The sequence below is a fragment of the Herminiimonas aquatilis genome, assembly GCF_042665175.1.
GTDB classification, from domain to species: domain Bacteria; phylum Pseudomonadota; class Gammaproteobacteria; order Burkholderiales; family Burkholderiaceae_D; genus Oxalicibacterium; species Oxalicibacterium aquatilis.
Genome location: NZ_JBHTCC010000001.1, coordinates 816309 through 831109 on the forward strand (window position 1 = coordinate 816309; position 14801 = coordinate 831109).

Here is a 14801-nt window from a genome sequence, read left to right on the forward strand (position 1 = left end):
ATGGATGTTTTTATCGCACTCCTTCATCACCTCGCATTCGTAGCAATTATGTTGATTCTTTCGGCAGAAATGCTGACGCTCAAGCAACCACTAACACTAGCCTCCGCAAGAAAAATCCAGATCTACGACGCCATCTACGGCGTATCCGCCATCCTGATTTTGATCATCGGCGGTTTGCGCGTGATGTATTTTGAAAAAGGCGCGGACTACTATCTGCACAGCGCGCCCTTCATCGCGAAGATGATTCTGTTCGTGATCGTCGGCGTGATCTCCATCCATCCGACTGTCACCTTCATCAAATGGGGCAGGTCACTGAAGCAAGGCATGGTCCCTGAAGTGAGCGATGCGCAGAAACGCAAAATCCGCCTGATCATCCATGTGGAACTGACCTTGCTGGCGCTGATGATATTGTGCGCGGCCATGATGGCAAAAGGGATAGGTTATATGGGTAGCTAGCAGCGGCCACTAGCCACGCCGCTACTGACCTGTGCCATAAAAAAGCACGCAGACCGCCTGACGGTTGCGTGCTTTTTTCTTGCCGCTCGTTTTCTTTATTGGTGGTTCACCTGCCGCGCTGTGCCCGCGCTTACTTTATCTTGATGTTCAAGGTGTACTTGGCGACTTCATCGCGCCTTGCCGCGTTACGCATCATGTACACGCGTATCGTGTAGACGCCGCTGGATGGCATAACGCCTTGGTAATCATTGCCGGAAGTCGAGCCGATAAACATGGCTTGATCCGCACCGGCAGCGGTGACGTTGAAATAGCTGGAAGTGTTGCTGGTGTCTAGATGGACGGTCAGCGTCTGTCCCGCCGCCACTTGCACATTGTGGTCTGCACTTTGGTAGCCGGTGATCGTGCCCTGGATGGTTTGTGCGCTTGCGAGCTGGTTGGTCTGAACGGTGACGCTACGCACCTCGTCCGCCGCCATGACGGGCATGCTGAGCAGCAAGGCGATGAGGGGGGCAATAGATTGAGTCCGCATGATTTTTCTCACCTTTGCGTTGGACAATATGAACTGGGTTGGCCGATATTTTTGCGCTGCCACCATCATACCGAAACACAGGCGGGGCACGAATGGCTTACCATGCGCTTTCTGATATTGTGCCTGCCACTAGAAAGTGGCAAGGTACTCTCCCCCAACCCGACTGCCTGATTGAAGTTTTCAATCACCTTCTCAAGCCCGGCACTCGAACCACATGAAGGCATGCATGAAATATTTTTTTAGACTGGTACGCCTGATTCTTGGCCCTTTTATGCTCGCATATGAGCAGATGACCAAGCCGAAGGGCGTGGTGCGCGCCGCTGGTGATCAGGCGCGCGTCGATGCTGAATGCCGGCAACTGGCCTTGTATCAATTCCGCACCTGTCCGTTTTGCATCAAGGTGCGGCAAGAGATGCGCAGGCTGTCGCTGGAGGTGGAGCAACGCGATGCGCAGCATTCGACAGAGAATCGCCAGGCGCTGTTGACGCACGGCGGCAGCAGCAAGGTGCCGTGCCTGCAAATCACCGACGCGGACAGCAACAAACGCTGGCTGTACGGCTCGCGCGAAATCATTCCCTATCTGCAGCAGCGCTTTGCCGTCACCGCATAGGCGCTGATCCAGATTGCAGCAGCGTTGCAGGGCTGCATCGATTTGTATATGGACGGCGATGCGCTGAAGTTGGCCGGATAAAAACAATCGATGCTGCCCTCGCCTCACCAGCCTCACCCATCGCCGGCAAAGTCTGCCGTCAGCATTAAAATAGCCGCATGAAACTAGATCACGCCACCGTCGTCACGCCCGAGCTCGACGCCGTCAAACACTTCTTCTGCGACATCGTCGGCCTGACCGATGGCGAGCGCCCGCCTTTTCGCTTTGACGGTCACTGGCTGTATCACGATGGCAAAGCCATCATCCATTTAATCAAGGCCAATTCCAGTCATCCGTCGGCCAAGGTGTCGTCGCGCATCGATCACATTGCATTCAGGGTGGAGAGCGACGACGAATGGAAGCAGCTGATCGCCAAACTGCAGGCTGGCAATATTGCCTATCAAGCGTCGGAAGTACCTGCGACCGGCGAGCGACAATTGTTTGTCGCGCCGGTACCGGGTGTCATGATTGAATTTGTGACCTCGAGTTTGTGAGGTCGAGTCGTAAGGTAGAGTTGTAACGTCCCGTTGCGACGGCTGGTGACCTATCAGCCGTACAACTACTCTTGATCAGCGGTGTGAAACCCCTCAGTGGGATTCAACTTTCCGAGCATGGCCTTGGCTTCTTGCGCAGCGTTTTTGCTCAGGTCCGGGCCATCTCTTCCATACATGGCCTGGTAAGTATCTCTCGCCGTACTGGGACTGAAACCCGCATCGATCAAAGTGTTGATCCACTTGTCTCGCCATTCGATACGCATCATGTTGTTCACCTCCTTGATTTAACAAATTTTACATCATGCGTAACAATTTTCCAGCGCTATTCGCCGAGTATAAAAATTTTTTATTCTCAAAAATAGTTACAGTTTTCTATTGCCAACTTTTTTGTCACAAGAAAATGAAGGAGAGAATTTTGAATGTCGATGGGCATTACGCGCGCGGCTAGTTCGCGATGGATGCTGAAGGGACGCTTGCCGGTTTATCTGCAATGAGCGTCGCATAGGTTTCGCTGATGTGCTTCGCCAGGCTGCCTGCGTTCAACACAAGGTCTTTAATCAGGTGCGTGCCCATGTGAACATGGCGATACATTATTTCCACCATCTGTTGGTCAGCAGGCGTGACCTCTCCCGCGCTTTGCAAACAAGCGGTAACGTCTTGTTGCCCAAATCGGGAGTGAAGTAATTGCGGCCCGCAAATGAGGGACCATTTGTATTCCGTGCGTTGCTCTCGAACAATAGAAATCAGCGGTACTGACATAGGCGTTCTCCAAGTAATACTGTCGGAGTCAGCCAGAATAAAATGGTTCATTAAACAACTGTTACATCCATAAACAGTCGGGGATACAGTTGCTTGATGCGACGCTGCGGATGAATGCAATTGCCTTTGATTGGAATCGTGCTCAAGCCATCAATGCGCGTAGCAATTCGAGTAGCAAATCTTCGATCGTCCGGGGTATGACGCGAACGAGGCCGATTCGACGCGTCTTTCCAACAGTGTTTATTCAATCTGATGCGACATCACTGTGTACACTGTCGCCTTACTATTTTTCGCCTGACTTCCCTGACACATGACCATCACCATCAACCAAGAACTGCAAGCGTATATCGATCCACTGACCCCTGACGAACATGCAGCGCTGGAACGCAGCCTGCTCGCCGAAGGCTGCCGCGACGCGCTGGTGCTGTGGGGCGATCTGCTGATCGATGGACACAATCGCTACGGCATCTGCCAGAAGCACGACATCGCCTTCAACACGGTGCAGAACGAATCATTCAAGTCGATAGACGATGTGCACTTGTGGATGATCGACAATCATCTGGGGCGCCGCAGCGTGTCGGATTTTCAGCGTGGCGTGCTGGCGCTGCGCAAGAAAGAGATCCTGAGCGCGCGCACCGCGCAAGCGTCACCTGACACTTCGGAAGCAGCAGCCACTACGCAAGCGATGGAAGAACGCGCATTGACGCGTGACGTGATCGCGAAGGCAGCACGCGTGAGTCCGGTGACACTGGGCCAGATTGAAAAAATCCAAAAGACGGCTGCACCGGAACTGGTCAGCGCAGTGAAAGCGGGCATCGTCTCGATCAATGCGGCAGCGGCGATCTCGTCGCTGCCTAGCGACAAGCAGATTGAAGCGGTCGCCGGCGGCAAGAAGGAATTGCGCCAGGTCGCCCGTCAGGTGCGCGAAGCCAAACTGCCACCCAAGCCTGAGCCGGTTCCGCCGCCGGCCGATGCGACACCCGATCAAATCACGATTCACAAATTGAATCTGCTGATTACCGAACTCAATGAAGAACGTGATCAACTGAAAAAGAAAGTTCAGCACCTGACCATTGCACTGAGCGAGGCGCGCGCCGCGCAATAACAAGCCATGGCGAGCGCCGACCAGCGCTCGCAATTCATTGCGCTTGCTTGCTGATTTCTTGCGGGGTCATTGATTGCTGCTTGAATCTTGATTGAATCTTGATTAAATTTTGATTGAATTTTGCTTGGAGACTGCTTGATTGCGGCTGTGCCGGACTCTCAAGAATAGAGCGGAATAAAGCGAAAAATGGCGGCCCACAAACAAAAAAGCCTGCAACCAAAAGGTAGCAGGCTTGATATGAGGGTTTCGCCAGTCCTATAGTGGAAAGTGCAAAACCGAGGGCGAGTTACCTCACCGCGAACAGATAATGACTGCATTCGCCAAAATTTGCAAGCGTTTATTTTTACGGCCATTTCCTCCGCTTTTTCTTGCACCAGATTAAGTTGCTGCATCTTCAACATACGTGCAGTGTCGATCGATTACTCCATTGCAATTTAACCAAGCAGTTCCGCCAACACCAGCTTGTGCGCACTCTTTCGGCACGCGATTGCGCCACACAATGGCCTGCTCACCGCCAAGTTTTCTACTCTACGCATGACAAGTTGTAATGCTTGCTGCAAGCATCCGCGTGATTCCGTAAAATGCAGTGGTTTGCCCTATATGCGGCCACGACTCAAAACGAATCAATAAGGTTTGGGTCGGCCCGATATTTGCTCCTATCGACGCATCACTGGTCACACGCAGGCGGCAGTTTGACACCAGCCGATGTTTAAAACCAAATACCTTGCATGACGAACGACGCAGGACATATTTTGTTGAGAGAGCACTAGATGGAAAAAGAAAGCGCCACCCCGAAAAGCGATTACGGCGACTTCGTGCTTGATGCGATTTTTGCAGTAGACACACAAGGTATATGCGTATCGGTAACCGGAGCGTGCGAGCGCATCTTTGGCTATACCGCGGAAGAGATGGTCGGCAAATGCATGCTGGATATGGTGCATCCCGACGACCTGGGAAGAACCTTGCAATCGATAGATCGGGTAATGACCGGTTACCTGCAACGCTATTTTGAAAATCGCTATATCCGCAAGGATGGCAAGGTGGCTTACATCAGTTGGTCTGCAACGTGGTCCGAGGATCATCAATTGAGAATCGGCGTGGCACGCGACATCACTGAGCGCAAATACGATGATCATCAACTGGTCGCGCGCGAGCTGCTTCCTGAGGGGCCGTCCTACTGGCAACTATCCGCGTCGCCAAGGCGATTGATTGCACCGGATGGCGCGATCATCGCACTGTCGCACCAGGATCATATTGTTTTGCTGACGCTGATGACGGGCGGCGAAAGCGTTACGCGCAGAGCCATCGTTGAAGCACTGGGCGAAGACTTTCTTGAATATGATCAGCGTCGCCTGGACACGCAAATGCGTCGTTTGCGAAACAAGGTCAAGGAAGTGTGCAGCACCCCGCTGCCGGTCAGTACCTTGCGCAGCGTCGGTTATCGCTTTTACGAAGCCACCAAGATCCTGCGCTAAGCGCGCACATGCGCTCGCACAGGTCATGCCCTGTGCGAGCGGCCGGATAACAAACCCAACAAACATCACAAACACGCGGCGACGTGCATGATCAATGATGCTATTGAATCTTCGCTGTCGAATCAAGATACGAGCACCTGCATGCCGGTCACAAGCATTGCGTCACACAATTGCGCGCGGATTGATTGAGGCATTCATATTGGGCAAGTCGTATTGAGTAAGGTGCAATGCGCAATACGCCATTTGCTCAGATTTGCTCATGAAATTGCCCTCTGGAAATGTCTACACTCATAGCCTTCCAGGTGAATAGGGTTGTGAACATGATCTCTTCCGTATCTGCAGCGCGCTTTTCGGTTTCCGGCGCACTCAAGAAAACATTAATCCACGCGGGCTTTTTGCTGCTCGGCAGCATGGCACTCCATCAATCGGCACAAGCCAGCGACGCCCCCGATATCAAGCCCGCTCTGAAAAAAATGCTAGGCGGCCTGGCGCTGGACGCCAAGGATGAGCTGCAAAAGATGGTCGGCGACTTGAAAAAAACCACTTGCGGCGGCGGCCTGACCGGCTGCTACCAGACCAAGTCGGGACCACTCCAGCTGTATTTCTTCACCAGCAATAACGTTCAGCAAACCTTCATCATCGTGGTCGACAAGAAGATTGCCATGCCCAAGCTGTTCGGTAGCAAGGTGCAGAACGTGATGGGACAAACTTCGCTACGCTCGCTGATGATCTCGATTTCCACCAGCGACTTCGACTTGACCACCGCGAAAATGCCGCCTGACCTGAAGAAGGTTGTGAACGACAGTTACTTCGGCGTGGGTTCAATCAACTTCGTCGCCGGTGCACAGATGGCGGCACGCGCAGATTTGGGCGGCCCTATCAAACTGACGATGGAAGCCCTTGGCGTTCGCGGTGATCAACTGACGATGCGCGGCGCGGTCGTGGTACCGATTCCGATGGACATCTCCAGCGGCGCGGGTACCGCTACCGATATCGCGAGCGCTGCGGCCGATGGTGCGACGATGAAGAAAGCCAGCCTCGACGCATTGAAGCCGGAGGGCTTCATCGAATTCCAGTTCGCGCCCAACTCAAGACTGCCGATGCTGCTGCCGCCGGTCACACTGACGGACGCGACCTTCTTTATCAACAATAGCCTCACCTTCGGCTACAAGGGCAATGCCCAATTCCAGGGTGTGGGCGACAAGAAAATTCTGCTGCATTTCCAGACGCCGTTGACGCCAGCCGGCGCGATGGATTTCCTCGATTTTGAATTCCAGATGGCGACACCTGCTTCGTTCACGCTGGAAGATGCCGCGCGCGTCATGATCACTATGGCCTCACCAGATGCACGTCTGGCCAAATACGGCGGCGGTTTCATCAAAGGTATTGGTTCGTTCAAGGACCCGCTTTTGACGATGGTCAAACCGCTGTCGATGTTCAAGATGAAAAATCCTAATCCGCCGCCTGAATACAAGTTTGGCGATCCATTGCACCCATGGCCGGAAGACAAGAAGTACTACAACCTCGCGATCTATGGACCACTGGCATCAGGCGGGCCGTACTTCCACGGCGGCGGCCAGGTCGCGGCCTTTGGTCAGACCTTGGGCTGGACCGACGTGAGCGCCGGCATGGACGGCTTTTACAATGGCGCAGGTGCAGATGTATCTCTGAAGCTGGGCCCATTGGGCAAGGTGCCATTCAAGCTGTCGGCAGAAAACCGCATCGGCGTACTCCGTCAGGACATGACCTTCAAAGGCAATCTGGCCGGCCAAAAAATTTCCGTGACAATGGGCTATACCAAGATGGCGATCGAGGTGAATGCCAGCTGTATCAACCCGTTTGAAATCAAGGCTTCGGCCGAAATCACACCATCGCTCGATCTCGCCCAATTATTCGATGCACAAGGCGGCGTCAACGTTGATCCATCCAAAATCACCGGTTGTATCGGCAAGGAACTGGAAGCGGCTTATCGCAAGATTGCCGGCGAATACAAAAACCTGAGCGGCTACACCGCTGACATGGCCAACAAGGAATTGAAAAAGATTTCTGACGCGGCCTTGGTAGCAACAAAGGCAGCTGAAGATGCAGCGAACAAGGCCGCAGCTGAATCGAAGAAGGCAGCTGAAGATGCTGCCAAAGCCACACAAAAAGCTGCCGACGACGCGCGCAAGCAATACGAAAGCACCAAAAATGCTGCACGCAATGTCGCCAGCAAAGCGAGCAATGGCGCCAACAAAGCCTTCAATGACGCTGGCAACGCCTTCAAGAAAATAGGCAAGAAAAAGAAACACAAGAAAGGACCTGACCCGAAATTTGCGGCATCGGTATTTGACTGGGATTATTACTACGATCACGCCCCCGATGTTGTGAAGGCGCAAGTCGACCTTGCGACCCACTGGCAAAACAACGGATTCAATGAAGGCCGCCAAGGCAGTCCCGAATTCAGCGCCAGCTATTACTGGAACCGTTACACCGATGTGCAGGCGGCATGCCCGACTCCGTCTACCAAATTGCAATGCGCATTGCAGCATTGGCTGGATGATGGCTTCGAACTGGGCCGTCAAGGCAGCGCAGATGTCAGTATCGCGAGTTACCTCAATCGCTATCCCGACCTGCAAAACGCATTCGGTATTGATAACTACGATGCCGCATTCGACCACTGGATGAACAGCGGTGAAGACGAAGGTCGCAATGCACGTCCGGACAGCAATTTTGCCGGGCCTGTCAGTGGCCCGAAACGCGCAGGTGGCGGTGGCGGTGGCGGCTGGAGCGACGCGGCGCAATGCAAGAACCAGCATGTGGTCGCTTTCAACGTCAGCAGTGGCAAACGCCTGGATGGTATTCAGTTCCTGTATGCGAACGGCCAGTGGGGCGGCGTGCATGGCAAGCTGAAGAACCAGAAAACCTACGGGCTGCCGGCCGGACAGTACATCGTGCGCGTTGATTATCGCAGTGGCGGCAGCATGGATGCAGTAGGCTTTACGACGAATACGGGCCAGAGCTATGGCCCGTTTGGCGGCGGTGGCGGCTCGGCCGGCACCTACACGGTGACCCCAGGGCAGAAGCTGGGTTGCATGGCCGGACGTTCCGGCAGCGAGGTCGATCAACTGATCTTCTCGTCGACAGGACCACGCTAAGACCTGACTAAGACTTGACATGAATGGCCCCGAAAATTCGGGGCCATTTTTCGTTTATACCCACAGAACTATTGTCTGTTCTTTCGCATGCGTCATCACCACGAACACAATGCACAACCCTTTGCGTACCGCATCCGGGTACGCAAATCATTGACCGCATCGCGGCAAATAGTCCGATTTGCTCAGGTTTGCTCATGAAGTTGCTACCGGGAAATGCCTACACTCGGGACATTACCCGTGAACAAGGCAGTGAACATGAACTCGTCCATAACAGCAGCACGCCTTTCTGTCTTCAGAACCATCAAGAAAACCTTGATCCACGCGGGCTTTTTACTGCTCGGGAGCGTGGCGATCCAGCAATCGGCGTATGCCAGCGACATTCCTGATATCAAGCCTGCGCTGAAAAAAATGCTCGGCGGCCTGGCAATCGATGCCAAGGACGAGCTGCAAAAGATGGTCGGCGACTTGAAAAAAACCACTTGCGGCGGCGGCCTGACCGGCTGTTATCAAACCAAGTCGGGACCGATCCATCTGTATTTCTTCACCAGCAACAATACCCAGCAAACCTTCATCATCGTGGTCGACAAGAAAATAGCGATGCCCAAGCTGTTCGGCAGCAAGGTGCAGAACGTGATGGGACAGACCACGCTGCGTTCGCTGATGATCTCGATTTCCACGACCGACTTTGACCTGACCACCGCGAAAATGCCGCCCGATCTGAAGAAGGTTGTGAACGATAGCTACTTCGGCGTGAGTTCGATCAATTTCTCCAGCGGTGCACAGATGGCAGCACGCGCAGATCTGGGCGGCCTGATCAAGGGCACGATGGAAGCGTTCGGCGTGCGCGGTGATCAACTGACCATGCGTGCAGCGGTTGTGATGCCGATCCCGACGGATATTGCCGGCGGTGCCGGAGCCGGAGCCGGCATGGCGAGTGATGTAGCCGACGGCGCCACTATGAAAAAAGCCGGTGCTGATGCAACCAAACTCGAAACCTTCGTCGAATTTCAGTTCGCGCCGAACGCCAAGTTGCCGCTGTTGCTGCCGCCCATGAACCTCAGCGATGCGACTTTTTATATCAATAACAACCTCACTTTCGGTTACAAGGGCAATGCGCAATTCAAGGGTGTGGGCGACAAGAAAATCCTGATCCAGTTCAAGACGCCGCTGACGCCGCTCGGCGGCATGGATCTGCTTGATTTCGAATTCCGCATGGCGACACCGGCCTCGTTCACGCTGGAGGATGCCGCCAATGTCATTTTCGCGATGGCAACGCCGGATCCGCGGCTCGCCAAATACGGCGGCGGCTTCATTCGCAATATCAATTCCTTCAAGGATCCCCTGCTGACAATGGTGAAGCCGCTGGCCATGTTCAAGGTAAAGAATCCGAATCCGCCACCTGAATATCGCTTCGGTGATGCAACCAAACCATGGCCAGACGACAATAAGTACTACAACATTGCGCTGGTGGGACCACTGGGACAGGGAGGTCCGTATATGTCGTCCGCCGGTGAAGTCGCGATCTTCGGGCAGACGATGGGCTGGATGGAGATGTCCGCCGGCATGAACGGTTATTACTCTGGTGCGGGACGCGAGCTGACACTCAGATTAGGACCGTTGGGCAAGGTTCCCTTCAAGATGTCATCAGAAAACCGCATCGATCAGCGCGGTCAGAACATGACCATGATGGGGAATTTTGCCGGACAGAAGATCGCGGTTGTGATGGGGATGACTCAGATGAGTATTGAAGTCAATGCCAGCTGCGTCAATCCGTTTGAAATCAAGGCCTCTGCCCAAATCAATCCCACCACTGACCTAGCCAAGTTGTTTGAGTATGAGAGTGGCGTCAACGTCGATCCATCCAAAATCACCGGCTGCATCGGCAAGGAACTGGAAGCGGCTTACAAGAAAATTGCCGGCGAATACAAAAACCTCAAGGGCTATACGGCTGACATGGCCAACAAGGAATTGAAAAAGATTGCCGATACAGCGGCAGTAGCGGCGAAGGCTGCGGAAGACGCAGAGAAGGCAGCTGCGGCAGAAGCGAAAAAACAATATGAGAACACCAAGAATGCTGCGCGCGACATCGCAAACAAGACTAACAATGCCGCCAACAAAGCCTTCAACGACGCCGGCAACGCCTTCAAGCGCATAGGCAAGAAAAAGAAACACAAGAAAGGACCGGATCCGAAGTTTGCCGGCTCAGTGTTCGATTGGGATTACTACTACGACACCAATCCCGATTTGCAGCGTCCTGGCACTGACTTGACCGCGCACTGGAAAGACAGCGGCTTCCGGGAAGGTCGTCGCGGCAGCCTCGAATTCTCGGCCCAGTACTACTACAACCGGTATCCCGATGTGCAACAGCTGTGCAAAGGCAATATGGACTGCGCACTGCAACACTGGCTGGACAACGGCATCGAGTTGGGTCGTCAGGGTAGCCCGGACTTCAACGTGGTGGACTACATGAATCGTTACGGCGATGTGCCGCGTACCCTGGCACCGGAAGATGATCCTGACGCCCTGGAACATTGGCTCACCGTCGGTGCTGATGCCGGTCGCGACGGTAGCCCTGCATCGAATGCGACAGGTGCATTCTCTCCACCAACGCGGGCCGGCGGCGGTGGCGGGAAGCCCTGGAACGATGCGGCGCAATGCCAATGGAACTACGTCATCGGTTTTCGCATCAGTGTTGGCGATCGCCTGGACGGCGTGCAGTTCCTTTATTCCAATAATCAATGGGGAGCTGTCCACGGCACGATGAAAAACGCTACCGCGGATGTAACGCTGCCGGCAGGCCAGTACATCCAGCGTGTTGATTATCGCAGCGGCGAATCTGTAGACGCAGTGGGCTTTATTACCAACACTGGCAAGACCTACGGTACATCCGGTATCCCCAGCGCGTTTGGCAAGGTCGGCAAATCCAAAATGCCCGGCATGCCTAGCACGTCCAGCATGCCGGACCTGTATGGCGGCACTGGCGGCACTTTTGCCTCATACACCGTGACTCCAGGCGAAAAACTCGGCTGCATGACCGGGCGCTCCGGCAGTGAGATCGATCAGCTGATCTTCTCATCGACAGGGCCGCGCTAAGAGCGGACTAAAACTCGGCCTAATACCTGGTCTAAGTCCTGACAATAATGGTCCCGAATTTTCGGGGCCATTATTCGTTTACAGCCACAGAACTACTGTCCGTTCTCAGGCATGCCTCATCACCACGAACACAGCTTTGCGTACCGCATCCGGGCACGCAAATCATTGATCGCATCGCGGCAAATGGTCCGATTTGCTCAGATTTGCTCAGGTTTGCTCATGAAGTTTCTAGCTGGAAATGTCTACACTCGTAGCTTTCAGGCGAACAGCAATGACCATGAGCTCTTCACGCGTAGCGCCGTTATCGATTGCCCCTTTCAAAAAAATACTATGCAACGCCGGCATGCTATTGCTCGCCACCTGTGCGCTGCCGATGGCGGCGCAAGCAAACGCGCCGGAAATCACGCCCAGTCTTCAGAAGATGCTGGGCGGCCTGCCGATCGCCGGCATCAAGGACCAAGTACAAGGCATGGTCGGTGCGCTGCAGAAAACCAGTTGCAGCGGCAACCTGACCGGTTGTTATTCCGCGCAATCGGGGCCTTTGCAGTTGTACTTTTTCACCAGCGGACAAGCGCAGCAAACCTTGTTGCTGGTAGTCGACAAGAAGCTGACCATGCCGCGCTTGTTGGGCGACAAGGTGCAAAAAGTCATGGGCGACACTGCCTTGAGCTCACCGATCATCTCGCTCTCTACCACCGATTACGCGCTGGATATCATCCGGATGCCACCTGCGTTGCAGAAGGTCATACGCGACAGCTACTTCAACGTCAGCTCGCTCGCTTTCTCCAGCGGTGTGCAACTGGCGGCCCGCGCTGATCTGGGCGGCGCCATCAAGCTGGCAATGGAAGCCTTCGGCGTGCGCGGCAACGAGCTCACCATGCGTGCAGCCATCGTCATGCCTATCCCTACCGATCTGGCTGGCGCTGCGGGTGCCGGCGCCGGTGCAGCCGAGGCCGTGAGTCATGGCAACACGATTAAGAAGGCAGGCGCCGATGCCATGAAGCCCGAGGCTTTCGTGGAGTTTCAGTTCGCGCCGAATGCCAAGTTACCGTTGAAAATGCCGGCGATGAACCTGACGGACGCCACCTTCTTCCTCAACAATGCGCTGACGTTCGGCTACAAGGGCAACGCGGCTTACAAGGGTGTCAGCGACAAGAAAATCCTGGTTCACTTCCAGACCTTGCTCGATCCGGCCGGCGTGATGGATCTGGCAGATTTCACCTTCCGCATGGCCACGCCGGCCAACTTCACGATGGAAGATGCCGCCCATGTGATGGTGGCGATGGCCACGCCCGATGTGCGGCTGGCCAAATACGGCGGCGGCTTCATCAGTAACATCGAGTCGTACAAGAACGCTTTGCTCACTGCGACAAAACCGCTATCGGTATTACAATTCCGCAATCCTAATCCTGCACCGGAGTACCGCTTCGGCGACAGCAGCAAACCCTTCCCCGAGGATGGCAAGTACTTCAACATCAGCTTGCTGGGTCCGGCGGTCAAGGACGGCCCGTATATGCGGCTCGCCGGCGAAGCCAATATTCTGGGACAAAAAATGGGCTGGCTGGATGCCTCTGCCGGGCTGGACGGACTGCAAGGCACGGCGGGTGAAGCGATCAACCTCAAGCTAGGTCCGCTGGGCCGGGTCAAGATCAAGATGGCGGCTCAGGCCAATGTCGATCCTAAATCTCAAAACATCAGCCTCAAGGGCAACTTCGTCGGTCAGGTAGTCAATGTGATTTTGAACGGCAGTACGCTAACCATTGATGTGCCCGCCAGCTGCGCAAACCCGTTCGAGATCAAGACCTCGGTGGCGATCCAGGCCAGCACTAACATCGCCGATGTGTTCGAGGGCCAGGGCGGTGCCAACGTCGATCCTAGCAAGATAAGCGGCTGCATAGGCAAGGAACTCGAAGCCGCGTACAACAAGATTGCAGGCGAATACAAGAACCTCAGCGGTTATACCGCCAGCGCGGCCAATGCGGAGTTGAAGAAGATCGGCAACGCCGCAGCCGATGCGTCCGCTGCCGCTGCTGCCGAGGCAAAGAAGCAGGAAGAAGCCGCCCGCAAGCAATACGAAAAGACCAAGAACGCTGCGCGCAATGTTGCCAACCAATCGTCGAACGCCGCCAACAGTGCCTTGAAGGCGGCCGACAACGTATTCAAGGGCTTCGGCAAGAAGAAGCGACACAAGAAGGGACCGGACCCCAGGTTTGCGGCGTCGGTATTTGACTGGGACTATTACTACGACAACAGGCAGGACGTCGTGAAGCGAGGTATTGACCTGTCGACGCATTGGCGCGATACCGGCTTCCAATATGGTGGGCGCGGCAGTCCTGAGTTCGACGTCAAATATTACCGAGCCCGCTATCTGGACGTGCAAAAACTGTGCACTGTCGCCGATTACAACTGCGCGCTGCAGCACTGGCTGGATTATGGGATCGAGCAGGGCCGCCAGGGCAGCCCGGACTTCAGCGTAGCGAGTTACGTGAACCGCTATTCTGATCTGCGACGCCGTTATGGCACATCCGATTACATCGGCGCCTTCGAGCACTGGTTTGAAAACGGCGAAGAAGCAGGCCGCAATGGCCGTCCCGATTCGGCGTCGCCTGGCCCGATTGCGGGCACCCTGCACATCGGTGGCGGCGGTGGCGGCGCGTGGAGTGACGATGCGGTGTGTGCCGGACAGTATGTAATCGGCTGGCGAATAGCCGCCGGCCGTACAGTAGACCGGGTGCAATTCCTGTATCCGGACGGCTGGGCGCCTGTGCAGGGAGGTAGTGCCGACTTTACGTCCAGGATCGCGTTGGCGGCAGGCGAGTACATCGTGCAAGTTAACTATCGCAGCGGCGGCAGCGTCGACAGCCTGAGCTTCAAGACCAGCAAGGGTAGAACCTTTGGCCCGTATGGCGGCGATGGCGGCAGCCCCGGCACCTACAACGTGACGCCAGGCGAAAAACTGGGCTGCGTGAAGGGACGCTCAGGCAAGTCCACCGATCAACTGGTCTTTTCATCGACAGGGCCGCGCTAGTCTCTGACGCTGATGGTTTCTGCAGCAGGAAGCCAACAGCAGCTTACAACTTACATCAATATTTTTTGGAACATAC

General features: G+C 54.9%; 11 protein-coding genes. 8 read left to right on the plus strand and 3 right to left on the minus strand.

Annotated features, from left to right (window positions below; genetic code table 11):
• A complete protein-coding gene (locus ACFQO0_RS03735; RefSeq protein ID WP_382232689.1) occupies positions 1-456 on the plus strand; it encodes a DUF2214 family protein in 456 nt (151 codons plus the stop codon).
• A 130-nt stretch (positions 457-586) separates the two neighbouring features.
• On the opposite strand, the gene ACFQO0_RS03740 is transcribed toward ACFQO0_RS03735, so the two are convergent.
• Positions 587-985 carry a hypothetical protein gene (locus ACFQO0_RS03740; RefSeq protein WP_382232690.1) on the minus strand — a complete coding sequence of 133 codons (399 nt, stop codon included), beginning with the start codon at positions 983-985 and terminating at the stop codon, positions 587-589.
• 226 nt (positions 986-1211) lie between these two features.
• Here ACFQO0_RS03740 and ACFQO0_RS03745 point away from each other — a divergent pair, with 226 nt between their 5' ends.
• Positions 1212-1595: a glutaredoxin family protein gene (locus tag ACFQO0_RS03745; RefSeq protein WP_382232691.1), complete on the plus strand. Its 384-nt coding sequence runs from the start codon at positions 1212-1214 to the stop codon at positions 1593-1595.
• Between the two features lie 158 nt (positions 1596-1753).
• Positions 1754-2128, plus strand: a complete 375-nt coding sequence (locus ACFQO0_RS03750; RefSeq protein WP_382232692.1) for a VOC family protein — start codon at positions 1754-1756, stop codon at positions 2126-2128.
• Positions 2129-2193: 65 nt separating this feature from the next.
• Here the strand turns inward: ACFQO0_RS03750 and ACFQO0_RS03755 are convergent, their stop codons facing one another.
• The gene (locus ACFQO0_RS03755) at positions 2194-2394 is read right to left on the minus strand and encodes a hypothetical protein (RefSeq protein ID WP_382232693.1); all 201 of its coding nucleotides are present in this window, start codon (positions 2392-2394) and stop codon (positions 2194-2196) included.
• Positions 2395-2572: 178 nt separating this feature from the next.
• The gene (locus ACFQO0_RS03760; protein ID WP_382232694.1) at positions 2573-2887 is read right to left on the minus strand and encodes a hypothetical protein; all 315 of its coding nucleotides are present in this window, start codon (positions 2885-2887) and stop codon (positions 2573-2575) included.
• 310 nt (positions 2888-3197) lie between these two features.
• Between ACFQO0_RS03760 and ACFQO0_RS03765 the strand changes: the two genes are divergently transcribed.
• The 5 genes from ACFQO0_RS03765 (at position 3198) to ACFQO0_RS03785 (ending at position 14725) form a co-directional block, all read left to right on the plus strand.
• Entirely contained in the window at positions 3198-3992 is a 795-nt protein-coding gene (locus ACFQO0_RS03765) for a ParB N-terminal domain-containing protein (RefSeq protein ID WP_382232695.1), read from the plus strand.
• A gap of 770 nt (positions 3993-4762) precedes the next feature.
• Entirely contained in the window at positions 4763-5467 is a 705-nt protein-coding gene (locus ACFQO0_RS03770) for a PAS domain S-box protein (RefSeq protein WP_382232696.1), read from the plus strand.
• 320 nt (positions 5468-5787) lie between these two features.
• Positions 5788-8604, plus strand: a complete 2817-nt coding sequence (locus ACFQO0_RS03775) for a jacalin-like lectin (protein WP_382232697.1) — start codon at positions 5788-5790, stop codon at positions 8602-8604.
• 255 nt (positions 8605-8859) lie between these two features.
• A complete protein-coding gene (locus ACFQO0_RS03780; protein WP_382232698.1) occupies positions 8860-11697 on the plus strand; it encodes a jacalin-like lectin in 2838 nt (945 codons plus the stop codon).
• A 277-nt stretch (positions 11698-11974) separates the two neighbouring features.
• Positions 11975-14725 carry a jacalin-like lectin gene (locus ACFQO0_RS03785; protein WP_382232699.1) on the plus strand — a complete coding sequence of 917 codons (2751 nt, stop codon included), beginning with the start codon at positions 11975-11977 and terminating at the stop codon, positions 14723-14725.
• Positions 14726-14801 lie beyond the last annotated feature (76 nt).